Source organism: Streptomyces ardesiacus (assembly GCF_003112575.1).
GTDB classification, from domain to species: Bacteria; Actinomycetota; Actinomycetes; order Streptomycetales; family Streptomycetaceae; genus Streptomyces; species Streptomyces ardesiacus.
Window position 1 is genome coordinate 13,436 of record NZ_BEWC01000007.1, and the last position, 23,877, is coordinate 37,312.

Sequence of the window (23,877 nt, forward strand, 5' to 3'; positions counted from 1 at the left end):
CCGGGCGTGGGACTTTCAGTCGTGGGGACGCTCGGTCGTGGGGACTTTCAGTCGTGGGGGACTTCCTCGATCACCGTCTCCGCGAACCGCCACGAGCCCCTGTTTCCCAGCGCCTCCGCGCGCAGCCCCGTCTCCCAGGCGATCCGGGCGGCCCGCTGCCGCGGGACGTCGGGGTACTCCTCGGGCTGGACCTCGATGTAGCCGCGCCGGTCGGCGGGGTGGCTGCGCAGCACTTGGCGCAGCTTCAGCTCCTGCTCGTCCGGCGTACCGGCGTCGCCGGTGACATGCCGGTACGCCTTGCCCCCGCCGGCCGTGCGCTTCCGCTCCTCCCGTCGGCGCGCCGCGTCCGAGCCGCGCCATGCCATCCACCCGACCGCACCGAGCGCGGCGAGACCTGCCGCCCCCGCGCCGATCAGCTCGCCGGTGGCGTCCGCCTGCCCCGGCGTCCGGGGGCGGAGTGCGCCTTCCGGGTCCGCGATCACGGTCAGTTCCTGGCCGACGTCGTAGAGGTCGGTCGTCGTCTCCAGCTCCGGCCCGGGCACGCGGGAGCCGTCCTCCCGTCGCAGCTCGTAGTGGGAGTGGCGGCCCTTGCGTCCCCGGGCCGGGTCGAGCCGCTCCTTCACGACCGTGGCCGTGACCTCCTCGCCGCGGTGCTGCAGCGTGAGGTCGTCGCGTCCCAGGTCGAAGACGTACACCGACATTACGGAGGTGACCACGACGAACAGCGCCGCGTACGTGCTCGACTCCCGGGCACCGAGCCTGCGGATCAGAACGACGAGAAGCAGCCCGTGCACGACCCACAGAGCGGTCTCGACGAACGCCCCGGTTCCGTCGACGAGGAGGAACATCGCCACGATCACGGCGATGGTGTAGCAACCGATGCCGACCGCGAGCGGGACGGAACGCCTCACGCTCCTCCCGCGGGCCTCGTCCCTCGCCTGCCGCACGCCGGCCATGCTCGTCGCTCCGTTCCTCCGCCGTCCTGGGCATCGGCCTTCAGGGCGTTCTCCGCACCCGGTTCCTCGTCCGGGACCGCCTTCATGATGCCGCCCGGCCGCGGGCACGGTGGTGCGGGTGCTGTCCGCGCTGCGGCGGCGCGCCGCGTGAGGCTGCCCCGGGTGGTCACGGCAGCGCCGGCGCGAGGCGTTCGACCTCATCGGCGCACCGCCGTCACCGCCGTACCGCCTCCACCCCCTCCGGCACGTGACCCGCGACCACGCGCTCGCGGACGGGTGCCGGGGTGAGGGACGCGCGGCGTCGGTCCACCGCCCACGCCGTGCCCGCGACCGCGAGGCCCAGGACCGCGAGGGCTGCGCCCGCCGTCGCCGGGGAGGTGACCCCGAATCCGGCGGCCAGGCCGAGGCCGCCGATCCAGGCGCCGCCCGCGTTGGCCAGGTTGAAGGCGGCCTGGTTGGCGGAGGAGGCGAGGGAGGGGGCCGCCGCGGCCTTCTCCATCACCATCAACTGGAGCGGGGACCCGGTGACGAAGGCGGCCATGCCGAGCAGGGCCACCGACGCGGCCGCCGTGACCGGCGTGCGCATCAGCAGGGGGAAGAGCCCCAGCACCACGACGAGGGCGGCCAGGCCCCCGAAGAGCGTGCCGCGCAGGGAGTGGTCGGCCAGGCGTCCGCCCAGCAGGTTGCCCGCGGTGGCGCCGACGCCGAAGAGGGCGAGCAGCAGCGTCACGCTGGTCTCGGCGAACCCGGCGGCGTCGGTCAGCATCGGTGTGATGTAGCTGTACGCGGCGAAGAGCGCGCCGAAGCCCGCGACCGTCGTGCCGAGCGCCAGCCAGACGGGCAGGGAGCGCAGGGCGGCCAGTTCGCCGCGCAGGCCGGCCGCGGGGGCGGGGGCGTGGTCGCGCGGGATCAGGACGGCCAGCGCCGCTATCGCCGCCACGCCGATCGCGCTCACGCCGAGGAAGGTGGCCCGCCAGCCGAGGTGCTGGCCCATGGCGGTGGCGGCGGGGACGCCGACGATGTTGGCGACGGTGAGGCCGAGGAACATCAGGGAGACGGAGCGGGCCCGGCGTTCCGGCGCGACCATGCCGGTGGCGACGACCGCGCCGACGCCGAAGAAGGCGCCGTGCGGCAGCCCGCTGACGAAGCGGGCGGCCAGGAGGGAGACCTCGCCGGGGGCGACGGCCGACAGGGCGTTGCCGAGGACGAAGAGGGCCATGAGGGCGATGAGGACCGTGCGGCGGGACATCCGGGTCGTCGCCGCGGCGAGCAGCGGGGCGCCGACGACGACGCCGAGCGCGTAGGCGGAGACGAGGTGGCCGGCGGTGGGGATGGAGATGCCCAGGTCGTCCGCGACGTCGGGCAGCAGGCCCATCATCACGAACTCGGTGGTGCCGATACCGAAGGCGCCCACGGCGAGGGCGAGCAGGGCCAGGGGCATGAAGGGTCTCGCCTTTCGAGAGCGGAGTGCGTACGGGTGAGGGGGACGACTGTATGTTCCCGTACGGAACAAAGGCTCTCAGGGCGGGTATTCCGCAGGCGAATTTCAGGAAGCCGTTGTGTCGACCTTCACACGCGCGGCGATCGGAAGGTGGTCGCTGCCGGTCGCCGGGAGGGTCCAGCTCGTCATGGGTTCGACGCCGGTGACCAGGATCTGGTCGATGCGGGCCATCGGGAAGGACGCCGGCCAGCTGAAGCCGAAGCCGTCGCCCACGGCGCCCTGCGGGGACCGCAGTTGCGAGGTGATGGCGGTGAGCGAGCGGTCGTTCATGGTGCCGTTCAGGTCGCCGAGGAGGATCTTGCGGGGCAGCTTCTCGTGGGAGATGGCCGCGCCGAGGGCCTCGGCGCTCTTGTCCCGCTGCCGCGCGGTGAACCCGGCCTCCAGCTTCACCCGTACGGAGGGCAGGTGGGCGACGTAGACGGCGATCTGCCCGGACGGGGTGGTGACGGTGGCGCGCATCGCGCGCTTCCAGCCCATCTCGATGTCGACCGGCCTCACGGCACTGATCGGGTACGTGCTCCACAGACCGACGGTGCCGACGACCGCGTGGTGGGGGTACTTCTCCTCCAGCGCCTTCTCGTACGTCGGCACGGCGGACGCCTTCAGCTCCTCCAGGGCCAGGACGTCCGCGCCGGCCGCGGCGACGGCGCGGGCGGTGCCCGCCGGGTCGGCGTTGTCGGCGTTGACGTTGTGCGTGGCCACGGTGAGGTCCCCGCCGGTGCCGGTCTTGTCGAAGAGCAGGCCGCCGAAGAGGTGGAGCCACACGCTCACCGGCAGCACCAGCGCGATCAGCGCCGTCGCCGACTTGCGCACCAGGGCGATCGCCAGCAGGACCGGGACCAGCAGGCCGAACCACGGCAGGAAGGTCTCCGTGAGGCTGCCGAGGTTGCCGATGGTGTTGGGGATGCGCGAGTGGGCCGCCATGACACCGGCCAGGAGGAGCGCGACGGCGGCGGTGACCAGGCCCCGGCGCCAGATCCGCCGGTCGCCGCGCCAGCCGCCGACCGCCCGGACGAGCAGGCGCCGAATCCGGGTCCCGCGGCGCTCGGGGTCCGAGTCGCCGCTGTCCGTCTCCGTCATGTACGCCTGCTGCGCCATACCGTCGCCTCACTGCCCGCCGTGCACACCGTCGCCCCCTGTGACTCAGCACCATAGGGGATGATCGGTTCCGATCCCGCCGTCCCTCGACGGCCGTACGGGCACGAGGACGAACGGGCCTTCCCGGGGAGTTCCTCCCGGCGCCCGGACGTGCCCTTCTGTGACAGAACGGGCACATTTCACCCCGTGGGACCGCTCCGCCGCGTGACGCGGGCCCCACTAGCCGCCGGCCCGCTCCAGGTGCCACCATGGAGGGGATCCGGGGACGCCGTCAGGGTGCCTCGAGATGACATGAAGGAGCCGTTGCCATGACGCAGCTTCCGGCTGCCCAGACGCCGCAGCCCAAGCCCGCCGAGGGGAACAGGGCGCTGTACGGCGGCAAGATCAACCGCCGTATCACCGTCCGGGACATCACCGCCGCCAAGGAACGCGGCGAGAAGTGGCCCATGCTCACCGCGTACGACGCGATGACCGCGTCCGTCTTCGACGAGTCCGGCATCCCCGTGATGCTCGTCGGCGACTCCGCGGGCAACTGCCACCTCGGCTACGAGACCACCGTGCCCGTCACGCTGGACGAGATGACGATGCTCTCGGCCGCCGTGGTACGGGGCACCAGCCGCGCCCTGATCGTGGGCGACCTGCCCTTCGGCTCCTACCAGGAGGGCCCGGTGCAGGCGCTGCGCTCGGCGACCCGGCTGGTCAAGGAGGCCGGGGTCGGGGCGGTCAAGCTGGAGGGCGGCGAGCGCTCGCACCGGCAGATCGAGCTGCTGGTGGAGTCCGGCATCCCCGTGATGGCGCACATCGGCCTCACCCCGCAGTCGGTCAACTCCATGGGCTACCGGGTGCAGGGCCGCGGCGAGGAAGCGGCCCAGCAGTTGCTGCGCGACGCCAAGGCGGTGCAGGACGCGGGCGCCTTCGCGGTCGTCCTGGAGCTGGTGCCGGCCGAGCTGGCCGCCGAGGTGACCCGGACGCTGCACATCCCGACGGTCGGGATCGGCGCGGGCCCGGACACGGACGCCCAGGTGCTGGTGTGGACCGACATGCTCGGGCTGACCGGCGGCCGGATGCCGAAGTTCGTCAAGCAGTACGCCGACCTGCGCAGGGTCATGGGCGACGCGGCGAAGGCGTACGCCGAGGACGTCGTCGGCGGGACCTTCCCCGCGGACGAGCACTCCGTCCACTAGCAGACCACCGCGGTACGACCCCGGCCCCCGCCGATCTTCCCCCGTCGGCGGGGGCCGGCGGTCCTTCCGGGCCGCCCGCCGTCCGGGCCGGGTGCCGCCGAGGCGGACGGCGGGGCGCTGTCGGCGGGATGTCGGTGGCGCCGGACGGCTGTCGGCGGACTGTCGGCGGTTTGTCGGTGGTCCCTGCCATCGTCTGGGGCATGAAGCGAATCGACGACATCCCCCGGGCCGCGGACAGCGCGGTCACCGTGCGGGGGCTGGTCAAGCACTACGGCGAGACCAAGGCGCTGGACGGCGTCGACCTGGACGTGCGCGAGGGCACCGTGATGGGCGTGCTCGGGCCGAACGGCGCCGGCAAGACCACCCTCGTGCGCATCCTGTCCACCCTCATCACCCCCGACTCCGGCCAGGCGTACGTCGCCGGCTACGACGTCGTACGCCAGCCGCGGCAACTGCGCCGGGTCATCGGCCTGACCGGGCAGTACGCCTCCGTGGACGAGAAGCTCCCCGGCCGGGAGAACCTGTACATGATCGGCCGGCTCCTCGACCTGTCCCGCCGGGACGCCCGCGCCCGCGCCGACGAGCTCCTCGAGCGGTTCTCGCTCACCGAGGCCGCCAAGCGCCCCGCGTCCACGTACTCCGGCGGCATGCGGCGCCGGCTCGACCTGGCCGCCTCCATGATCGGGCGCCCGGCGGTGCTGTACCTGGACGAGCCCACCACGGGCCTGGACCCGCGCACCCGCAACGAGGTGTGGGACGAGGTCAAGCGCATGGTCGGCGACGGCGTGACCGTGCTGCTCACCACGCAGTACATGGAGGAGGCCGAGCAGCTCGCCTCCGAGCTGACCGTCGTGGACCGCGGCAAGGTCATCGCGAACGGCGGCATCGAGGAGCTGAAGGCCAAGGTCGGCGGCCGCACCCTGCGGATCCGCCCGGCCGACCCGCTCCAGCTGCGCCCGCTCGCCGCCTACCTGGACGAACTCGGCATCACCGGGCTCGCCCGCACCACGGTGGACACCGAGCGCGGTGCCGTCCTGGTGCCGATCCTCAGCGACGAGCAACTGACGGCCGTCGTCGGCGCGGTGACCGCGCGCGGCATCACCGTCTCCGCCGTCACCACCGAACTGCCCAGTCTGGACGAGGTGTTCCTGTCCCTCACCGGCCACCGCGCCAGTGCCCCGCAGGACCCCGCGCCCGCCCCCGACGACACCCGCGAGGAGGTCGCCGTATGAGCGCCGCCACCACCACCGCGCCCGCCCCCGCCCTCACGCCCGACGCACGGATCTCGCCGCGCGCGCACGTGCGGCACACCGGCGCCCTGGTCCGCCGCAACCTGCTGTGGATCCGGCAGGACCCGGAGTCGATGTTCGACGCGCTGCTGATGCCGGTCGTCTTCACCCTGCTGTTCGTGTACGTCTTCGGCGGCTCCATCGGCCAGGCCCTGGGCGGCGGACAGGACGGCTACGTCCAGTACGTGATCCCCGGCATGATCGCGATGATGAGCATGACCCTGTCCCAGGGCGTCGGCACCGGCTTCAGCCAGGACTTCAACTCCGGTGTCATGGACCGGTTCCGCTCGCTGCCGATCGGGCGCGGCTCGGTGCTGTTCGCGAAGATCGCGGTGGAGATGCTGCGGATGCTGTTCGCGACGACCGTGCTGATGATCGTCGCCGTCCTGGTCGGCTTCGACATCGATCGCTGGGCCGGGCTGTTCGCCGCGGTGGGCCTGTCCGCGGTGTTCGCCTCGTCCATCATGTGGGTGTTCATCACCCTGGGCGTGGTCCTGAAGAACGCCCAGTCCGTGCAGGCCATGGGCTTCCTGGTGCTGTTCCCGCTGCAGTTCGGCTCGTCGATCTTCGCGCCGACGCAGTCGATGCCGGGCTGGCTGCAGGCCTTCACCGACTACAACCCGCTGTCCACCCTCGCCGACGCGGCGCGCGGGCTGATGGTGGGCGGTCCGGTCGCGCACGACCTGTGGATCACGCTCGGCTGGTCGGTGGCGATCACCGCGGTGATGGCACCGGTCGCCATCCACAAGTTCCGCACCAAGACCTGAGCGGGACGCGGGCGCCGTACGGGTCAGACGAGGGCGACGGCCTCCTCCGCGGAGAGCCGGCCGCCCTCGGCGCACGCGGCGTCGTACGCCTCGGTGCCGAGCACCTCGCGCAGCCGTTCGGCGGCCCGCTCGCGCGCGTCCCGTTCCATGCCCGTCGGTACGTGGCCCGGTGGCAGCATCGCCTCCGCGGCGCCCATGCACCGGGCGCCGTCCGCGGCCGGACGCCCGCCGTCCACGCGGGCCATGGCCATCGCGGCGATGGTCAGGTACGCGGAGCGCATGTGCGGGGCGACCGCCGCCGAGAGCGGGTCCTCGGCCCGCACCAGCGCCTGGCGGATCTTGGCCATGCTCTCCTCGTGCCGGTCCTCCAGGGTGGCGATCCACGCCTCCGAGGCGAGGATGAAGGCGTCGAAGACCACGAAGTGGGCGATGGAGAACTCCTCGCGCAGCAGCCGCAGTTGCTCGCCCGCCTCGGCGGTCCGCCCGGTCATGCCGAGCCGTCCGGCGAGGAACAGCCGGGCCGCGGGCATCGCGCCGTTGTGGCCCGTGCCGCGCGTGCGCTCGATGACGTCCCGCAGGATGCGCTCGCCCTGTTCGGCGTCGCCCGCCTCCAGGAGCACGCTGCCGAGGCGGGCGTCGAGGATCTCCACCTGGGCGCGGGCGCCGAGCCGTTCGGCGTACCGGGCGGCGGCCCGGTAGTCGTCGGCGGCGCGTTGGTAGGCGCCGATGCGCTCGTGGGCCTCGGCACGCCCGGAGAGTGCCTCGGCCATGCCCCAGGCGTCGCCGAGGCGGCCGTAGATCTCCAGCGCCTCGTCGGCGTCGCGGGCCGCGTCGCCCGCCCAGTTCGTGCGGTTGGCGAGCATGTTGGCGCGCATCTGCAGGGCGTTGGCCAGTTCCCACTCGAAGCCGGGGGTCTCGCGGCAGGTGCGCACGGTGGCGTCCATGATCTCGCGGAGCCGGGTCAGGTCTCCGGTGAGCATGACGGCGTAGAACCAGAGCAGGCCGGGGCTGGAGCAGGTCTGGGGCATTCCCGGCTCGTAGGTGTCCGCGATGATGCGCAGTTTGCGCTGGGCCGCCGGGTTCTGCCACGCGTCCAGTTCGGTGTCCATGCAGGCCAGGTGGCCCAGGTGCACCCCGCGCCGGGCCTCGGCGAGGACCTCGCCGGTCATCGGGGGCGGGGCGGAGGTGCAGCGCTCCCACACCGGGCGGGCCGGGGTGACGGGGTCGGTGAAGGGGTCCGGGCCGAGCGCCATGACCTCGACGAGCCAGTTCCGGGCCTCGACCCGCAGGTCGCGCATCTGCCAGTACCAGGTCAGGGACAGCGCCAGGCACAGCGCCTCCTGCTCGTCGCGTTCGGCGACGGCGTGGCGCAGGGCGGTGCGCAGGTTCTCGTACTCGCGCTCCAGCCTTTCGATCGCGGCGAGTTGCTGCGGGCCGCGCAGCAACGGGTCGGTGGTGCGCGCGAGTTCGCGGTAGTACGTGAGGTGGGCGCGGGCGGCGGCGGGGCGGGCGCCGGCCTCGTCGAGGCGCTCGCCGGCGTACTCGGCGACGGTCTCCAGGAGCCGGTAGCGCATGCCGTCGCCGTTGCTCCGGTCGGTCACGGGCGCGGCGACGACGAGGGACTTGTCGACGAGGGAGCCGAGGGCGTCCAGCGCGGCGGGCCCGCACACGGCCTCGGCGGCGGCGAGGTCGCAGCCGCCCGCGAAGACCGACAGCCGCCCCAGCACGTCGCGTTCGTCGGCGTCGAGCAGCTCCCAGGACCAGTCGACGACCGCGCGCAGCGTCTGCTGTCGGGGCAGGACGGTGCGGCTGCCCGAGGTGAGCAGGCGGAAGCGGTCGTCGAGGCGGTCGGCGATCTGGCGCGGGGTGAGCATGCGGAGCCGGGCGGCGGCCAGTTCGATGGCCAGCGGCAGCCCGTCGAGGCGGCGGCAGATCTCGGCGCAGGCGGCGGCGGTCGCCTCGTCGGCGTCGACGCGGAAGCCGGGGCGGGCGGCGGCGCCCCGGTCCGCGAGCAGCCGCAGCGCGGCGGGCTCGGGCAGCGGCTCCACGGGGCGCACCGACTCTCCCGGTACGCCGAGGGGTTCGCGGCTGGTGGCGAGGACGGTGAGGTGGGGGCAGCGGGCCAGCAGTTCCTCGGTGAGGCGGGCGGCGGCCTCGACGACGTGCTCGCAGTTGTCGAGGACGATCAGCATGCGGCGCCGCCCGCAGTGCTCGACGAGCCGCTCGACGGCGGTGTCCTGTCCCTCCGAGGCGGTGACGGCCCGCATCTCCTCGGCGCCGGCGCGGTAGAGCACCGTCTCGCGGGCGCCGACGGCGGTCAGGACGGCCTCCGGTACGTCGGCGGGGTCGTCGACGGGCGCCAGCTCGGCCAGCCACACCCCGTCGGCCGCCGTGTCCCCGACCCCCTCGGCGACCTCCTGCGACAGCCGCGTCTTGCCGGCCCCGCCGGGCCCGAGGAGCGTGACGAGCCGCGTCCCCGCCAGGTCGGCGCGCAGCGCCTCCACGTCGTCGTCCCGTCCGACGAACGAGGTGAGCCGGGCCCGAAGGTTGCCCCGGGGCCGGGACGCCTCCACGCCGGGGGCGGTGGACGGCTCGGGGGCCGTGGTGGAGCGGGGCGTCCCCGCGCCGGGGGCGGCGGACGCCCCGGGCACGACGGCGGAGCCGGGCGGCTCCACGCCGGGGACGGCGGGCGTGGGTGGGGTCCCGGGCGCCGTGCCGGACCCCGGGAGGGCAGCGGACTCGGGGGCCCTGCCGGGGACGGACGCGGGCGCGGGCCCGGACCGCGGAGCGGAGGCAGGGGGCCGGCCGGGGGCCGGCTCGGCTCCGGAGGCCGGGACCGGGCCGGGGGCCGGAGCCGTCTCGGGTCGCGGACCGGAAGCAGGGCCCGTCCCGTCGGCCGGCCCCGCGCCGGACGCCGGCGCCGTACCCGTACCCGCAGCAGCCCCGGCACCGGCACCGGAGTCGGGCCCCGCACCCGGCACAGACCCGGAGCCGGCCCCGGAGACAGACCCCGCACCCGGCACGGCCCCGGAGGCCGTGGCCGAGCCGGGGGTGGAAGCGCTGTCGGGCCCCGCGCCGGAAGCAGCCGCCGCCCCACCACGCGGCACCGCACCGGGCCCCGGCCCCGAGCCCCGGGCGGACCCGGCACCGGACCGGTCCCCCACGCCCGGCGCAGCCCCGGAACCCGCACCCGGTCCGGGCACCGCACCGGAAGCAGGGGCCGCGCCCGAGACGGGGGCCGCGCCCCGTGCCGGGGTCGGGGCCGGTGCGGGGCGGAGGAGTTCGGCGTGCAGGGCACGCAGTTCCGGGCCCGGGTCCGTGCCGAGGTGGTCGGTGAGGTGGTGGCGTACGGCCTCGTAGGCGGCCAGGGCCTCGGCGGTGCGGCCGGTGTCGCGCAGGGCGCGCAGCCGCAGGGCCTGGAGGGGCTCGTCGAGCGGGTGGGCGTCGCACAGGGCGGTCAGCTCGGGCAGGGCGTGCTCGGCCTCCCCCAGCTCCAGGCCGGCGGTGTGGCGGGCGCGCAGGGCGTCGAGGTGCCGGGTCTCCCAGCGGGCCGCCTCCGCCGTGCGGCCGGGCAGGTCGGCGACGACGGGGCCCCGCCACAGCGCGAGGGCGTCGTCGAGCACGACGGCCGCCTTGGCGGGGTCGCCGTCGGCGAGGGCGCGGCTGCCCTCGCCCGCGAGCCGGTCGAAGCGGTACAGGTCGACGTCGTCCTGGACGGCGTCGAGCCGGTACCCGCCCTCGGCCGAGGCGACCGCCTCCGCGCCCAGCGCGCGCCGCAGCCGCCCGACCAGTGCCTGCAGGGCGCCCGTCGCGTCGGCGGGCGGGGCCCCGTCCCACACCTCCTCCACCAGCAGCCCCGCCGGGACGGCGCGGCCGGCCCGCAGGGCGAGCACGGTCAGCAGGGCGCGCAGCCGCGCCCCGCCGAGCGGGACGGCCGTGCCGTCGGGGCGGAGTGCCTGTGTGGTGCCGAGGATGCGATAGCGCACGGCCCCATTGTCCCCGTTGCCGTCGGAGCCGGTCACGGGGTTTTGGCCGCACGGCGTGGCCGGACCCCTCGCCGCTCGCTCCCCCGGCCCGGAACGACCGCCTTCCCCGAGACGTTTTCCCCGTGCGCCCGGTACGGTCGGGCAGTCCCGCGCCCCGCGGACGCCCGCACGCGTGCCCGACAGTCAGGGAGTTCCATGACCACCGCCACCGCCCGCCCCAGCGACCGGAGGATCAGCCCCGTCTTCCTCGGGATCGTCGCCGTCGCCGCGGTCACCGGGTGGGCCACCTGGACCGGGTTCGCCGAGCAGCCGGGGCTGGCGGTGTTCCTGTTCGTGACGGCCGCGTGGGTCGTGTCGCTGTGCCTGCACGAGTACGCGCACGCCCGCACCGCGCTGCACAGCGGCGACATCTCGGTCGGCGCCAAGGGCTACCTCACGCTCAACCCGGTGAAGTACACGCACGCCCTGCTGAGCATCGTGCTGCCCGTCCTCTTCGTGATCATGGGCGGGATCGGGCTGCCCGGCGGTGCCGTCTTCATCGAGCGCGGGCGGATCAAGGGGCGGTGGCGGCACAGCCTCATCTCGGCGGCGGGGCCGCTGACGAACGTGCTGTTCGCCGTCGTGTGCACGGCGCCGTTCTGGCTGGACGCGCTGGACGGCGTGCCGCGCGACTTCCGGCTCGCGCTGGCGTTCCTGGCGCTGCTCCAGGTCACGGCCGCGATCCTGAACTTCCTGCCGGTGCCGGGCCTGGACGGCTACGGCGTGATCGAGCCCTGGCTGTCGTACCACGTGCGGCGGCAGGTGGAGCCGCTCGCCCCGTTCGGGCTGCTGATCGTGTTCGCGCTGCTGTGGATCCCGGCCCTGAACGGCGTGTTCTTCGACGCGGTGGACGCGCTCCTGCGGAGCCTCGGGATCGGCGACGTCGACACCTACTGCGGCTTCGAGCTGTACCGCTTCTGGCAGACCGACCCGCTGTGCACGCCGGGCGGCTGACGCCGCTCAGGAGGCGGCGGAGGCCCGACGGGCGTCCCGGCCGCGCTTGGCGTAGTACCAGCACATGTTGGACGACAGCCCCGACAGCAGCACCCACACGACGCCGATCAGCACGCTGCCCTGCACGAAGGAGACGACGGCGGCGGCCACGGCGAGTACGCAGACGACCAGGGCGTAGAGGGCGAGGCGGGGCATGGCGGGGGCTCCTGTCGGGGGGACACTGGTGCCCACCAGTGTCCCCCATCGCCTCATACGTCGGTGACGCGGAGCCCGGCGTGGGCCTTGTAGCGGCGGTTGACGGAGATCAGGTTGGCGACCAGGGACTCGACCTGGTGGGCGTTGCGCAGCCGCCCGGCGAAGATGCCGCGCATGCCGGCGATGCGGCCGGCGAGGGCCTGCACGATCTCGACGTCGGCGCGCTCCTCGCCGAGCACCATCACGTCGGTGTCGATCTCGTCGATCTCCGGGTCCTGGAGGAGGACCGCGGAGAGGTGGTGGAAGGCGGCGGCGACCCGGCTGTCCGGCAGCAGGGCGGCGGCCTGCTCGGCGGCGCTGCCCTCCTCGGGCTTGAGGGCGTAGGCGCCCTTCTTGTCGAAGCCCAGCGGGTTGACGCAGTCGACGACGAGCTTGCCGGACAGCTCCCCGCGCAGGGCTTCGAGGGTCTTGGCGTGGCCGTCCCACGGCACGGCGACGATCACGACGTCGCTGCGGCGGGCGGTCTCGGCGTTGTCGGCGCCCTCGACGCCGTGCCCGATCTCCTCGGCGGCGGCCACGGCGCGCTCGGCGGCGCGGGAGCCGACGATCACCTTCTGGCCGGCCCGGGCGAGGCGGTACGCGAGGCCCTTGCCCTGGGGCCCGGTGCCGCCGAGCACGCCGACGACCAGCCCGGACACGTCGGGCAGGTCCCAGGGGTCCTTGGCGGGGGCCTTGTGTGCAGCACTGTCGGTAGAGGTCATGGGGCGACCCTACGTCCGTGACGGCCGGCCCGGGGGTACGGGGCCCGCCCGGCGCAGGCGTCCCCGGGCCGGGTGAATCCGGGGCGAACGCGGGACCCCGCGCGGGGGGTTGCGGCAGGATGCGGCCCCATGGACGCCGTACGGGTCGCGCTGCTGCGGGAAGTGCTCGCCGGGACGGAGTGGCTGGGGGCCACCCGGTCCTTCGCGGGGGCGCTGCGCGGGTCGGTGGTGCCGCACGGGGGCGGTCTGCTGCTGGTGGGCACCCCCGGGTACGAGCCCTGGCACCTGGCGGCGCACCTGGTGGACGAGGCCGCCTGGTCGGGGACGCCGGAGCTGGCGCCCACGCTGGTGCGGCACGACGCGCGTCCCTCGGACCCGGCGCACCTCGCGGTGGGGCTCGGCCGGCTGGCGGCGGCCCGGCGCGGGGAGACGCTGCTGGTGGTCACGCCCGACGATCCGGGCGCGGGTCTCCTGGAGCGGGTGCACGACGCCCGCCGGGCCGGGGCGACGGTGCTGGCGCTGGGCAGCGGCAGGGAGCCGGGCGAGCGGGAGCTGACGGCGATGGCCCACGAGACGCTGACCGTCCCGGACGGCGCGGAACTCGACCTGGACACGGTGCAGCACCTGGTCAGCGCGTCCGCCGGCGAGAACGCGGTGCCCCCGCCCCGGGGCCGCCGCCGCTTCCGGGACCGCCTGTCCCGCCTGGCCGACCACCTGACGGCCCCACCGCCCTCGGGGTGGTGACGGGACGACGCCCCGCCCTGCCGCCGCTTCCGGGACCACCTGCCCCGCCTGGCCGACCACCTGACGGCCCCACCGCCCTCGGGGTGGTGACGGGACGACGCCCCGCCCGGCCGCCGCTTCCGGGACCACCTGCCCCGCCCGGCCGACCACCCGACGGCCCCACCGCCGCCGGAACGGTGACAGGACCACACCCCGCCCGGCCCCCACCCCGCGACCGCCTGCCCCGCCCGGCCGGTGCCCACCCGTCCCGGCAGTAGTGGCCACTGGGGTCCGCTCGGCGCCCCCCGACCGGCCGACGGCCGTCCGCTGCCGACGGGGTCCGGGCCGGCCCGCTCCCCCTCTGCCCGCTCCTCCCTCTGCCCGCTCCCCCGTCTGCCCTCTCCCTCCCCTCCCCGCCGCCGGGCGACCCCGCCCCGGCCAGTGGCACCGGCTCGCGAAAACCGGTTGCCGGTACGCGGCCGGCCGCCGGACGATGACCCCTCGTGACCGACACGACCTCCCCCTCCGACGCCCCCGCCGGAGGTCCCGCGGACCCGCCCGCCGGGTTGCGTGCCCTGTTGCCCGACCTCTCCCCCTGGCGGGCCTCCCCGGACTTCCGCCGGCTGTGGGTTTCCGGGCTGATCACGAACTTCGGGAGCTTTCTGACGTTCGTCGCGCTGCCGGTGCAGCTCAAGGAGCTGACGGGGTCGGCCGCGGCGGTGGGCGCGATCGGGGCGGTGGAGCTGGTGCCGCTGGTGGTCTTCGGGCTGTACGGCGGTGCGCTCGCCGACGCCTGGGACAAGCGGAAGCTGATCCTGTGGACGGAGGCCGGTCAGGGCGTGCTGTGCGCGGCCCTGCTGGTCAACGCGCTGCTGCCGAGCCCGGCCGTGTGGCCGCTGTACGTGATCGCCGCGTTCACCTCGGCGCTCGGCGCGGTCCAGCGCCCGGCCCTGGACTCCCTGATCCCGCGGATCGTGGCCCACGAGCACCTGCCGGCCGCCGCCTCGCTGAACGCGCTGCGCTGGCAGGTCGGCGGCATCGCCGGGCCGGCGCTCGCGGGCGTGGTGGTGGCGTACGCGGGTCTCGGCTGGGCGTACGCGGTGGACCTGGCCACCTTCGCCGCCTCGGTGGCCCTGGTGGCGGGGCTCGTCTCCTCGCCCGCCTCGCACGAGGCGCGCAAGCCGTCCTGGGCGGCGATCGCGGAGGGCGCCCGGTACGCGTGGAGCCGCAAGGAACTGCTGGGCACGTACGCGGTCGACGTCGCGGCGATGCTGCTGGCCATGCCGCTCGCGGTGCTGCCGTTCCTCGCCGACGAGCTGGACGCCGCGTGGTCGCTCGGGCTGATGTACGCGGCGATCCCGGCGGGCTCGCTGCTGGTGAGCGTGAGCAGCGGGTGGACGTCGCGGGTGCACCGGCACGGGCGGATGGTGGTGCTGGCGGCGGCCGGGTGGGGCCTGGCGATCGCCGCGGCGGGCGTCGCCGGGAACGTGTGGCTGGTGCTGGCCTGCTTCGTCCTCGCCGGGGCCTGCGACATGGTCAGCGGTGTCTTCCGCAGCGCCATGTGGAACCAGACCATCCCGGACGAGCTGCGCGGCCGGCTCGCCGGGATCGAGCTGCTGTCGTACTCGGCGGGCCCGCAGCTCGGCCAGGTCCGGGCGGGCGGCACGGCCGCGCTCACCGGGGTGCGGGCGTCGGTGTGGTCGGGCGGGCTGCTGTGCGCGGGGGCCGTGGGGCTGCTCGCGCTGTGCCTGCCGACGATGATGACGTACGACGCCCGGACGAACGAGCACGCGGTACGGCTGCGCGAGAAGCGCGCAGCCGACGCCGCGAGCGGCTGATCAGCCGTCCCGGCCGCCGTCGCCGTCGGCGCTTCCCGTGGCCGGGGCGTCGTGCCACTTGGGGTCGTTCTCCCACTCGAGGTTGCGCTCGCGGGCGGTCTGCATCGCGTGCTCGGCCTCGGTGCGGGAGGCGTACGGCCCGAAGCGGTCCTTGCCCGGGCAGTCCGGGCCCTCCTCGACCTTCTGGTGCTCCAGGCAGTAGTACCACTCGCCCGGTTTGCCGACCGTGCGCTTCTTGAACAGGGCCATGGGCAGCTCCTCTCGCCACCGACATGTTCCCCCATGCGTGCTGGTTAGACTCGCTCCATGTCTGGCCAGTCGCTGCTCGTACCAGGGGAGCTGTCTCCCACCCGTTCCGTGCCCGGAAACATCCGCAGGCCCGAGTACGTCGGCAAACCCGCGCCGACGCCGTACACCGGTCCGGAGGTGCAGACGCCCGAGACGGTCGAGGCGATGCGCGTGGCCGGGCGGATCGCCGCGCGGGCGATGGAGGAGGCCGCGAAGCACATCGCGCCCGGCGTGACGACGGACGAACTGGACCGGGTGGCGCACGAGTACATGTGCGACCACGGCGCCTACCCCTCGACGCTCGGCTACCGGGGCTACCCCAAGTCCCTGTGCAGCTCGGTCAACGAGGTCATCTGCCACGGCATCCCCGACTCCACGGTGCTGCGCGACGGCGACATCGTGAACCTGGACGTGACGGCGTACATCGGCGGGGTGCACGGCGACAACAACGCGACCTACCTGGTCGGCGACGTGGACGAGGAGAGCCGGCTGCTCGTCGAGCGGACCCGGGAGTCGCTGGCCCGCGCGATCAAGGCGGTCAAGCCGGGCCGGCAGATCAACATCATCGGCCGGGTCATCGAGTCGTACGCGAAGCGGTTCGGGTACGGGGTGGTGCGGGACTTCACCGGCCACGGCATCAACACGTCGTTCCACTCGGGGCTCATCGTCCCGCACTACGACAGCCCGCACGCGACGACCGTCATGCAGCCCGGGATGACCTTCACCATCGAGCCGATGCTGACGCTGGGGACCCACGAGTACGACATGTGGGACGACGGCTGGACGGTCGTGACGAAGGACCGCAGGCGCACGGCGCAGTTCGAGCACACGCTGGTGGTGACGGACTCCGGGGCCGACATCCTCACCCTGCCCTGACCCGGCCCCGCACGCGCCACGCGGGACGGCCCGCTCTCCCCGGAGGGCGGGCCGTTTCGCGTGCCGGTGGGTAGGCTTTTACCGACAGCCCGTCGGCAAGCCTATTGACTTAGGTAAGCCTAACCATAGAAAATCATGCCTCATGGACTCCTTCTCGACGCTCATCCGCACCGCCTCCCACGAGCAGCACGTGGAGGCGGAGACCTCGACGTTCATGAGCGACCTGCTGGGCGGGCGGCTCGGCGTCGACGCCTACGCCCGCTACACCGAGCAGCTCTGGTTCGTCTACGAGGCCCTGGAGGCCGGCACCGGCCATCTGGCGGCGGACCCGGTGGCCGGGCCGTTCGTCCGGCCGGAGCTGCTGCGGCTGGCCTCCCTGGAACGGGACCTCGCGCACCTGCGCGGCGCCGACTGGCGCACGGGGCTGACCGCCCTGCCCGCGACCGAGGCGTACGCGGCCCGGGTGCGCGAGTGCGCCGAGCAGTGGCCGGCGGGGTACGTCGCGCACCACTACACGCGCTACCTCGGCGACCTGTCGGGCGGGCAGATCATCCGCGACAAGGCCGAGCGGACGTGGGGCTTCGCCCGGAAGGGCGACGGGGTCCGCTTCTACGTCTTCGAGGAGATCGCGAACCCGGCCGCGTTCAAGCGGGAGTACCGCGACCTGCTGGACGGCATCCGGGCGGACGACCTGGAGAAGCAGCGGGTCGTCGCCGAGTGCAAGCGCGCCTTCGCCCTGAACACGGCGGTCTTCCGGGCGCTGGGCGAGGAGTTCCCGCTGTCCGCCTGAGTCACCGCTCCAGGCGCACCCGCCCGCCGATCTCGACCCAGCCCTCGGGCTGCGGCGCCGTGAGGATCTGCGAGCCGACGCCCTGCGTGATGTTGAGGGCGCGGCCCAGCCGTGCGGTCAGCAGCAGCGCCGCCGCGCCGGTGGCCTCGTCCTCGTCGATCCCGTCGTCGCGCCCGGGGAAGGCGCGGGCCCGCACCCGCCCCGCCGCCTCGTCCTCCCACGCCCAGGCATAGATCCACTCGCCCTTCGGGGGCACCGCGAGGCCGTCGACCTCGGCGACGGTGGCGTACTGGCGCAGGGTGCGCGCCGGCGCCCACTCGGGGCGGGCCTCGATCCAGGTGAACTCCCCGTCGAGCCGGGCGCCCACCACCCCGGCCCCCGTGACGAGTTCGGGCACGTCGAGGAGCCAGGCGGTGCCGACGCAGGGGTGCCCGGCGAAGGGCAGGCGCAGGGTGGGCGTGTAGATGTCGACGACGCCGCGCTCCGGGTCGTCGACGAACACGGTCTCGCTGAAGCCGAGTTTCGCGGCCAGCTCCTGGCGCCGCCCTGGCTCCGGCAGTACGGAGCCGTCCCGGACGACGCCCAGTTCGTTGCCGTATCCGCCGTTCGGCGCGCAGAAGACGCGGAGCACGTCGTAGTCGGTCACCAGGGCATTCAAGCACCAGGGGCGGGCGGCCGGAGCGGCGCGGGGGCCCGGCCCGCGGTTTCCTCCGAGGCCGCGGCGGCCCTCAGCGGGTGATCGAGACGGCGAAGGGCGCGAATCCGCTGGAGCGCATCACGTGGGGGACGAACAGGACGGCGGCCTCCGTGGCCCGCGCCGTCTCGATCCCGCCGAGGTCCGTGACCCACTCCTGCCGCCAGCCGAGGTCGGCGAGCAGTTCACGGACCGTCTGCTTGGCCTCCTGGTCCTGTCCGGAGAGGAAGGCGGTCGGCGACTGGGTGAGCGAGGCGGGGGCGGTCATCACCGGGAAGAGCATGGTGTTGAGCGTCTTGACGACGCGCGTTTCGGGGAGCGCTTCCTGAAGTTGCTCGGCCAGGCTCGAGCCGGGGTGGATCAGGCGGGCGGGCAGTCCGTCCGGTCCGTCGACGGTGGCGTTGGAGACGTCGACGAGGATCTTGCCCCGCAGTTCCGCACGCAGCGCGGAGAGCCGCTCGATCGAGCCGGCGCCCGGGGTGGCGTTGATGACGACCGGCGCGGTCCGGGCGGCGTCGGCGGCGGCGCCCGGCGTGCGGTCCGCCACGGTCACCTCGTGTCCCGCCCGCGTGAGGGCCCGGGCGAGATTGCCGCCGACGCGGCCTTTTCCGAGTACTGCGATCGTGGTCATGCTGATGGGGTTCCTTCCGTGGCTGCAGGTGTGGGCGGGCGTCAGCGGGAGAGCGTGGTGACGGCTGCGGCGTGGACGCCGGGAGCGGCGGCCAGGAAACTCCCGCTCCGCGGGGTCCAGGGGCGGCCCTCGGCGTCGGAGACCCGTCCGCCGGCCTCGGTGACGAGGAGCGCCCCGGGGAGCAGGTCCGCGCGGGCGCCGGCGAACTGCCAGAAGGCGTCGATCCGGCCGGCGGCCACGTCGAGCAGGTGCAGGGTGGCGGGCACGGATGTCCGCACCACGAGGGCGTCGAAGAGCATCGCGGTGATGGAGGAGCCGATGCGCCGTACGACGTTCTCGTCCTCGTCCGGCCGGGCCTGGCTGGTGGCCACGAGGCCCAGACCGAGATCGGCGGTCCGGGACACGCGCAACGGGCGGCCGTCGAGGTGGGCGCCGGCGCCGGTGAGTGCGGTGCAGGTCTCGCCGGTCAACGGCAGGTGGACCGCGGTGAGCACCGGCCGGTTGTCGCGCACGAGCGTGGCGGTCACCGCCCATTCCGGCAGGCCGTGCAGGTGGTTGACGTTGCCCTCGGCCGGGTCCACTACCCACCATTCGCCGGCCGGCAGGGCCCCGCCGTCCAGTTCCTCCTCCACCCAGCCGGCGTCCGGGCGAAGGCGCGTGAGGGCGGGGCGCAGGATGCCGAGGGCCGCGTCGTCGTTGGCGGCGAGCGCGCTCATCAGTTCCTCGCGGCTCTGGTGGCGGACCACGCCCGTGAAGCGCTCCCGCAGCACCGAACCGGCCTCGCGCACGGCGCTCGCGGTCTGGGCGAGCAGGTCGGTGTCGGACGCGGGGACGGTGGTTGCCGCTGTTCCGGTGGACTGCGTCGACGCGGACATGGTGGTGCTCCCATCTGAGGCGGGGTGATCGGGCGGACCGGGCGAAACGGTGTGTGCCTGGCGCCCGCACCTCGACGGTAGAAGTCCTCACCATTGACTTCAAATGCATGTCAGGCAGTGCTGGGATGATTCTCGTGCAACTGGAGACCCTGCTGGTCAGGGGTGGGCGGGGTGGCGAACAGGGCCTGGAGGGTCTGTGCCGCCAGGTTGCGCAGCCAGGTGTGGGCCGGGTCGTTGTCGTGGCGCTGGTGCCACAGCAGATGGAGAGGCACGTCGGGCAGTTCGAGCGGCAGGCCGAGGGTGATCAGGCCGAGCCGGTGGCGGGGGGAGCGGGTGGCCGCGTCGGGGAGGGTGACCACGAGGCCGGCGTCGCGGGCGAGTTGCAGTGCGGTGGCCGTGGTGGGGGCGGAGGCGATGACGCGGCGCTCGTGGCCGAGGGCGGCCAGGGCGTCGTCGACCGGGTCGCGCAGGCTTCCGCGCCGGGAGACGGTGACGTGCTCGGCCGCCGCGTACCTCTCGGCGGTCACCGGCTGCTCGGTGAGCGGGTGACCCGGCCGGACGGCGAGGACGAGTCGGTCACGGCCGACGAGGCGGTGGCGGACGTCGGGCAGGGACGGCGGGCCGGCACTGGACGCGAGGTCGACGTCGCCGCGGCGCAGCTCCGGGGTGTCGTCGCCGGGTTCGGCCGTGAGGCGCAGCCGCACCCCGGGGGCCTGGCGGTGCACCGCGGCGACGAGGGGCGCCCCGCAGGTGGTGATGAGGGCGTCGTGCCAGCGCACGGTGAACACCTGGTCCAGGGCGGCCAGGTCGACTTCCGTGCGGGCGGACAGCAGTTGGTGGGCCTGCTGCACCAGGGCGTGGACCTCGGTGCGCATGGCCAGCGCCCGGGCGGTGGGGGTCATGTGGCGTCCGGTGCGGACCAGGATCTGGTCGCCGGTGGCTTTGCGGATGCGGCCCAGCGAGCGGCTCATCGCCGGTGCGGTGACGTGGAGCCGGGCCGCGGCCCCGGCCACGCTGCCCTCCTCCAGCAGGGCGTCCAGGGCGGTGAGCAGATTCAGATCGAGTTGCATGACGGCAACCGTAGAAGCGAGAGCCATGCCTTCGTCGTCGACGGCCGAGGCCGCGGCCGGCCGGCGCGTCCCGTCACACCGTGCGAGGGGGGTGACGCCGGCACACGTCGGCGACGGTCGGCGCCGGGAACGGACGCAAGCGCGGTCCCGGCGAGGGCGAGGTCCGGCGGACGGACCGGCGGGGCACCGTTCGCGACCCGGTGGCCACAGCCCCGGCGGTCCGCCGCTCAGTGACCGGCACCGCTCACCCCGCGGCGCACCGCGCCCGGCGCGCTCCTTCCCTCCGCCGTCCCGGCGTCACCCGGCGGACCGCGCCCGGGTCCGCCGCCTGCGCGTCGCGTACACCGCGCCCGCGCCCACCACGACCGCGGCGCCCGCCGCGGCGCCCAGGGCCGGGCCCGGCAGGGAGGTGCCGGTGGTGGCGAGGCTGCCGCCGCCGATCGAGCCGCCGGCGGTCGTGCCGGTGCCGCCGACGGCCGAACCGGTGCCACCGGCGCCCCCGGTGGCGTTCGCGCCGCCGGTGGCCGCGCCGCCGCCCGTGCCCGAGCCGCCGGAGGAGGGCAGCCGGGCGTCGTCGGTGAGCGCCACCGACAGGTCGACCGCGTCGAGTGCCGTGCCGGCCGGGTAGTTGCCGAACACCCCGGCACCGGCGCCGGTGAGCGTCGCGGCGATGCCGTCGACCGTGATGACGTCCGCGTCGGCCTTCAGACCGCCGGACCCGGCCTCCAGGTCGGCCAGGACCACGCCCTTGGTCTGCTCGCCGAGGCTGTTCACGTCGGCGCTGAGCGTGCCGGTGCCGCCGTCGAGGGTGGCCTTCAGGTTGCTCAGGGTCAGGTCGAGGCCGTAGGTGTCGCCCGAGCGGTGGCCCTTGAAGGTGACGGCGCCCTTGAAGGCGGCGGTGAGCTTTCCGGCGTCCGTGTCGTAGGTGCCGGTGGCGTCCTTGAAGGTGAAGGCGCCGTTGCCCGCCGCCTGGACGGCGCCGCCGGAGACGGTGACCTCACCGTCGGCGATCGGCCCGACGACGTAGGAACGGAAGGACTCCTTCACCCCCCAGCCGAGGGTGCCGTCGGCTATCGCGCCCTTGGCGGGGGCCACGTCCCGCGCGGCGGTCGGAGAGGCGCCGGTGCTCGTCGTCGGAGTGGGGTGGGGGCCCGGGTCCGGGGAGCCCGGCGACGCGCCGGGCGTGGTCTGCGGGGCCGTCGGTTCCGGGTCGGCCGGCCCGGTGGACGGGTCCGAGGTGGGTTCCCGGGTGGTCGGCCCGGTGCTGGGCACGGTGCTGGGCTCCGTGCTCGGCTGCGTCTTCCGGGTCACCGTCAGCGGGTCGCCGGCCGCGCCCGCGTAGCCCGCGTTGCCCAGGTACTCGCCCGCCTCGGCGGTGAGGGTGGTCGCCATGTCCGTCATGTCGCGGGTCACGTCGACCGTGGCGAGCGGCACGTCGTCGCCCTCCGTGGTGGTGGCCGTGCCGTCGGCGGTGGCCACCTTCCTCACGTCGGCGGTGATCTCGCCCGCCGCGCTGTCGAACCGCACGTCGGTCAGCGTGATCTCGAAGCCGTGCGCCGCGGAGGCGCTCACGAGCCTGCCCTCGAAGGCGAGGTCGACGGTGTGCGTCGCGGTGTCGTACGTCCCGGTGCCCTCCGTGAAGGTGAACGCGCCGTTGCCGGCGGCCTGGGTGGCGCCCTCGGACGCGGTGAAGGCGCCGAACATGCCGACGTAGGTGCGGTACGACTGCTTGATGCCCCACGTCAACTCGTAGCCGGAGAGCGGGGTTTCGGCGGCCGAGGCGGTGGTGGCGCCGCCCAGCGCGGCGAGGGCGGTCGCGCCCAGGGCGGTGGCCGTGGCCACGGCGGCGGCGAGCGCGGTGGGGCGGTGTCGTCTGGCGGGCATGGTTCGGATCTCCTTGGGTGTCGGGGGTGTTCAGCCCTGGCCCGGGTCCACCGGGGACGCGGCGGGCCGGGCGCGGCGCCTGCGCAGGGCGACGGCCACGAGGGCCGCGGCCGCCGACAGCAGGGCGCCGGCCGCGAGGGAGACGGGCAGTGCGGGGAAGTCGCCGCCGCCGGCGCTGCTCGCGACGGGTGCGGCGGAGGTGTCCGCACCGGCGGTCCGGGTCGGCCGCGGGCTCGCGCCCGGCGTAGGCGTGCTGCCGAGGTCGGGCAGGGCGGGCAGGTGGGCGTCGGCGGTGAGGGCGACGGCCAGGGACACCGGGTCCATCTCGGTCCCGGCCCGGTACATGCCGCCGAAGGCCTCGGCACCGCGCGCGGTGAGCTTCGCGGGGGCCTCGGTGAACGTGACCAGGCCGTCGTCCGGCTTCGGTGCGCCCGCGGCGAAGGTGACCAGGGGCACCTTCTTCTCCTCGACGTCCGGGCTCCTCACGTCGGCGTAGAGCGTGCCCCTGCCGTCCCTCACGGCGGCGCGTACGCCGCTGAGGGTCAGGTCGAGGCCGTGGGCGCCGGTGAAGCGCACGGTTCCCTCGAAGGCGGCGGTGAGGGCGCCGTCCTCGTACGTGCCCCGGCCGCCGGGGAAGCGGAAGAGCGCGCCTCCGTCCTGGGCGCCCTCGGTCAGGGTCCAGCGGCCGTCGGCGATGTCGCCGGTGACGTACTCGCGGAAGGTGCGGCGCACGCCCCAGTCGACGGCGCCGTCACGGATCGCGCCGCTCGACGCCCGCGTGGGCTCCGGTGAGCCGGTGGAGGGGGTGGCCGACGGCTGCTTCTCCTGCCGCGGCGCGGGTGCCCGTACGTCGGCGGACAGGCTCACCGGGTCGAGCGCGGTGCCGGCGGTGTAGTACCCGGCGAAGGAGCGGGCGCCCGCTGCGGTGAGGGTGGCGGGCAGGTTGTTCAGGGTGACGGTGTCGCCGCCGCCGCGCATGTCGATGCCGCCGAGGGAGAGGGAGGCGAAGGGCACTTGACGGGACGTCGTGACCGTCCCGGTGTCCTTCGCCTTGCTGGTGACGTCCACGTGGAGGGTGCCGGTGCCGCCCGAGACGCTCACGGTGGGACGGCTGAGGGTGAGGTCGAGCTGGTGGGCGCCGTCGCTCGTGCGGTGGCCGAGGAAGTGCACACCGCCCGAGAAGGCGGCGCGGAAGGCCCCGGTCGCGGCGTCGTAGGTGCCGGTCGCCGAGTGGAAGCGGAAGGCGCCGCCGCCGACGGTCGCCGCTCCCTGGGTCAGGGAGTAACTGCCCTTGGCCACGGGCCCGGTGACATAGCTCTGGAACGACGACCTGATGCCCCAGTCGAGCCGTCCGCCCTGCACGGTCCGGCTCTCGGCGTGGGCGGCGGTCGCGGTCAGCAGGGCACAGAGAACGGCCGCGCACACCACGGTGGCCAGGGCGCGAAGGCGGGCGGGCATGCGAAGTCCTCCGGATCGGG

General features: G+C 74.6%; 21 protein-coding genes. 8 read left to right on the forward strand and 13 right to left on the reverse strand.

Annotated features, from left to right (window positions below; all coding sequences use genetic code 11):
• Positions 1-47: 47 nt before the first annotated feature.
• The 3 genes from Sdi02f_RS22105 to Sdi02f_RS22115 form a co-directional block, all read right to left on the reverse strand.
• Positions 48-911, reverse strand: a complete 864-nt coding sequence (locus Sdi02f_RS22105) for a hypothetical protein (RefSeq protein ID WP_159107666.1) — start codon at positions 909-911, stop codon at positions 48-50.
• A 259-nt stretch (positions 912-1,170) separates the two neighbouring features.
• Complete coding sequence (locus Sdi02f_RS22110; protein ID WP_108933888.1) at positions 1,171-2,397, reverse strand: MFS transporter; 1,227 nt, start codon at positions 2,395-2,397, stop codon at positions 1,171-1,173.
• A 105-nt stretch (positions 2,398-2,502) separates the two neighbouring features.
• Entirely contained in the window at positions 2,503-3,555 is a 1,053-nt protein-coding gene (locus tag Sdi02f_RS22115; protein ID WP_030403972.1) for an endonuclease/exonuclease/phosphatase family protein, read from the reverse strand.
• A gap of 308 nt (positions 3,556-3,863) precedes the next feature.
• On the opposite strand from Sdi02f_RS22115, the gene panB reads away from it, so the two are divergent.
• The 3 genes from panB (at position 3,864) to Sdi02f_RS22130 (ending at position 6,795) form a co-directional block, all read left to right on the forward strand.
• Positions 3,864-4,739, forward strand: coding sequence for a 3-methyl-2-oxobutanoate hydroxymethyltransferase (gene panB / locus Sdi02f_RS22120; RefSeq protein WP_108933889.1), 876 nt, complete (start codon positions 3,864-3,866; stop codon positions 4,737-4,739).
• Between the two features lie 200 nt (positions 4,740-4,939).
• Positions 4,940-5,971, forward strand: a complete 1,032-nt coding sequence (locus Sdi02f_RS22125) for an ATP-binding cassette domain-containing protein (protein ID WP_030403974.1) — start codon at positions 4,940-4,942, stop codon at positions 5,969-5,971.
• The gene (locus Sdi02f_RS22130) at positions 5,968-6,795 is read left to right on the forward strand and encodes an ABC transporter permease (RefSeq protein ID WP_030403975.1); all 828 of its coding nucleotides are present in this window, start codon (positions 5,968-5,970) and stop codon (positions 6,793-6,795) included. The genes Sdi02f_RS22125 and Sdi02f_RS22130 overlap by 4 nt, the downstream gene beginning before the upstream one ends.
• A gap of 23 nt (positions 6,796-6,818) precedes the next feature.
• Here Sdi02f_RS22130 and Sdi02f_RS22135 read toward each other — a convergent pair whose 3' ends face one another.
• On the reverse strand, positions 6,819-10,781 hold the full coding sequence (locus Sdi02f_RS22135) for an AfsR/SARP family transcriptional regulator (RefSeq protein ID WP_167458232.1): 3,963 nt from the start codon (positions 10,779-10,781) through the stop codon (positions 6,819-6,821).
• Positions 10,782-10,976: 195 nt separating this feature from the next.
• On the opposite strand from Sdi02f_RS22135, the gene Sdi02f_RS22140 reads away from it, so the two are divergent.
• Positions 10,977-11,774 carry a site-2 protease family protein gene (locus Sdi02f_RS22140; RefSeq protein ID WP_030403977.1) on the forward strand — a complete coding sequence of 266 codons (798 nt, stop codon included), beginning with the start codon at positions 10,977-10,979 and terminating at the stop codon, positions 11,772-11,774.
• A 6-nt stretch (positions 11,775-11,780) separates the two neighbouring features.
• Here the strand turns inward: Sdi02f_RS22140 and Sdi02f_RS22145 are convergent, their stop codons facing one another.
• On the reverse strand, positions 11,781-11,969 hold the full coding sequence (locus Sdi02f_RS22145; RefSeq protein WP_030403978.1) for a hypothetical protein: 189 nt from the start codon (positions 11,967-11,969) through the stop codon (positions 11,781-11,783).
• A gap of 53 nt (positions 11,970-12,022) precedes the next feature.
• Positions 12,023-12,730 carry an NADPH-dependent F420 reductase gene (gene npdG / locus Sdi02f_RS22150; RefSeq protein WP_030403979.1) on the reverse strand — a complete coding sequence of 236 codons (708 nt, stop codon included), beginning with the start codon at positions 12,728-12,730 and terminating at the stop codon, positions 12,023-12,025.
• 129 nt (positions 12,731-12,859) lie between these two features.
• Here npdG and Sdi02f_RS22155 point away from each other — a divergent pair, with 129 nt between their 5' ends.
• Both Sdi02f_RS22155 and Sdi02f_RS22160 read left to right on the forward strand, forming a co-directional pair.
• The gene (locus tag Sdi02f_RS22155) at positions 12,860-13,474 is read left to right on the forward strand and encodes a hypothetical protein (protein WP_030403980.1); all 615 of its coding nucleotides are present in this window, start codon (positions 12,860-12,862) and stop codon (positions 13,472-13,474) included.
• Positions 13,475-13,956: 482 nt separating this feature from the next.
• The gene (locus Sdi02f_RS22160) at positions 13,957-15,291 is read left to right on the forward strand and encodes an MFS transporter (protein WP_051849799.1); all 1,335 of its coding nucleotides are present in this window, start codon (positions 13,957-13,959) and stop codon (positions 15,289-15,291) included.
• Here Sdi02f_RS22160 and Sdi02f_RS22165 read toward each other — a convergent pair whose 3' ends face one another.
• Positions 15,292-15,540, reverse strand: coding sequence for a hypothetical protein (locus Sdi02f_RS22165; RefSeq protein WP_030403982.1), 249 nt, complete (start codon positions 15,538-15,540; stop codon positions 15,292-15,294).
• 57 nt (positions 15,541-15,597) lie between these two features.
• Between Sdi02f_RS22165 and map the strand changes: the two genes are divergently transcribed.
• A complete protein-coding gene (map, locus tag Sdi02f_RS22170) occupies positions 15,598-16,455 on the forward strand; it encodes a type I methionyl aminopeptidase (RefSeq protein WP_030403983.1) in 858 nt (285 codons plus the stop codon).
• A gap of 142 nt (positions 16,456-16,597) precedes the next feature.
• Positions 16,598-17,245, forward strand: a complete 648-nt coding sequence (locus Sdi02f_RS22175; RefSeq protein WP_053639463.1) for a biliverdin-producing heme oxygenase — start codon at positions 16,598-16,600, stop codon at positions 17,243-17,245.
• 1 nt (position 17,246) lies between these two features.
• Here Sdi02f_RS22175 and Sdi02f_RS22180 read toward each other — a convergent pair whose 3' ends face one another.
• The 6 genes from Sdi02f_RS22180 to Sdi02f_RS22205 form a co-directional block, all read right to left on the reverse strand.
• A complete protein-coding gene (locus Sdi02f_RS22180) occupies positions 17,247-17,891 on the reverse strand; it encodes a PhzF family phenazine biosynthesis protein (RefSeq protein WP_030403985.1) in 645 nt (214 codons plus the stop codon).
• 82 nt (positions 17,892-17,973) lie between these two features.
• Positions 17,974-18,570 (reverse strand): NADPH-dependent F420 reductase, encoded by a 597-nt coding sequence (locus Sdi02f_RS22185; protein ID WP_030403986.1) that lies wholly within the window; start codon positions 18,568-18,570, stop codon positions 17,974-17,976.
• 41 nt (positions 18,571-18,611) lie between these two features.
• The gene (locus Sdi02f_RS22190) at positions 18,612-19,445 is read right to left on the reverse strand and encodes an inositol monophosphatase family protein (RefSeq protein WP_031185751.1); all 834 of its coding nucleotides are present in this window, start codon (positions 19,443-19,445) and stop codon (positions 18,612-18,614) included.
• Between the two features lie 110 nt (positions 19,446-19,555).
• Positions 19,556-20,515, reverse strand: a complete 960-nt coding sequence (locus Sdi02f_RS22195; RefSeq protein ID WP_030403988.1) for a LysR family transcriptional regulator — start codon at positions 20,513-20,515, stop codon at positions 19,556-19,558.
• A gap of 297 nt (positions 20,516-20,812) precedes the next feature.
• Positions 20,813-22,399: an HtaA domain-containing protein gene (locus tag Sdi02f_RS22200; RefSeq protein WP_108933891.1), complete on the reverse strand. Its 1,587-nt coding sequence runs from the start codon at positions 22,397-22,399 to the stop codon at positions 20,813-20,815.
• A 30-nt stretch (positions 22,400-22,429) separates the two neighbouring features.
• Positions 22,430-23,857 carry an HtaA domain-containing protein gene (locus tag Sdi02f_RS22205; RefSeq protein WP_108933892.1) on the reverse strand — a complete coding sequence of 476 codons (1,428 nt, stop codon included), beginning with the start codon at positions 23,855-23,857 and terminating at the stop codon, positions 22,430-22,432.
• Positions 23,858-23,877: the final 20 nt, after the last annotated feature.

Coding starts and splice junctions, on each gene's coding strand:
- Sdi02f_RS22110 (WP_108933888.1), bottom strand. CDS start 2,397: ATGCCCCTGGCCCTGCTCGCCCTCGCCGTGGGCGCCTTCGGTATCGGC.
- Sdi02f_RS22115 (WP_030403972.1), bottom strand. CDS start 3,555: ATGGCGCAGCAGGCGTACATGACGGAGACGGACAGCGGCGACTCGGAC.
- panB (WP_108933889.1), top strand. CDS start 3,864: ATGACGCAGCTTCCGGCTGCCCAGACGCCGCAGCCCAAGCCCGCCGAG.
- Sdi02f_RS22125 (WP_030403974.1), top strand. CDS start 4,940: ATGAAGCGAATCGACGACATCCCCCGGGCCGCGGACAGCGCGGTCACC.
- Sdi02f_RS22130 (WP_030403975.1), top strand. CDS start 5,968: ATGAGCGCCGCCACCACCACCGCGCCCGCCCCCGCCCTCACGCCCGAC.
- Sdi02f_RS22140 (WP_030403977.1), top strand. CDS start 10,977: ATGACCACCGCCACCGCCCGCCCCAGCGACCGGAGGATCAGCCCCGTC.
- Sdi02f_RS22145 (WP_030403978.1), bottom strand. CDS start 11,969: ATGCCCCGCCTCGCCCTCTACGCCCTGGTCGTCTGCGTACTCGCCGTG.
- npdG (WP_030403979.1), bottom strand. CDS start 12,730: ATGACCTCTACCGACAGTGCTGCACACAAGGCCCCCGCCAAGGACCCC.
- Sdi02f_RS22155 (WP_030403980.1), top strand. CDS start 12,860: ATGGACGCCGTACGGGTCGCGCTGCTGCGGGAAGTGCTCGCCGGGACG.
- Sdi02f_RS22165 (WP_030403982.1), bottom strand. CDS start 15,540: ATGGCCCTGTTCAAGAAGCGCACGGTCGGCAAACCGGGCGAGTGGTAC.
- map (WP_030403983.1), top strand. CDS start 15,598: ATGTCTGGCCAGTCGCTGCTCGTACCAGGGGAGCTGTCTCCCACCCGT.
- Sdi02f_RS22175 (WP_053639463.1), top strand. CDS start 16,598: ATGGACTCCTTCTCGACGCTCATCCGCACCGCCTCCCACGAGCAGCAC.
- Sdi02f_RS22185 (WP_030403986.1), bottom strand. CDS start 18,570: ATGACCACGATCGCAGTACTCGGAAAAGGCCGCGTCGGCGGCAATCTC.
- Sdi02f_RS22190 (WP_031185751.1), bottom strand. CDS start 19,445: ATGTCCGCGTCGACGCAGTCCACCGGAACAGCGGCAACCACCGTCCCC.
- Sdi02f_RS22195 (WP_030403988.1), bottom strand. CDS start 20,515: ATGCAACTCGATCTGAATCTGCTCACCGCCCTGGACGCCCTGCTGGAG.
- Sdi02f_RS22200 (WP_108933891.1), bottom strand. CDS start 22,399: ATGCCCGCCAGACGACACCGCCCCACCGCGCTCGCCGCCGCCGTGGCC.
- Sdi02f_RS22205 (WP_108933892.1), bottom strand. CDS start 23,857: ATGCCCGCCCGCCTTCGCGCCCTGGCCACCGTGGTGTGCGCGGCCGTT.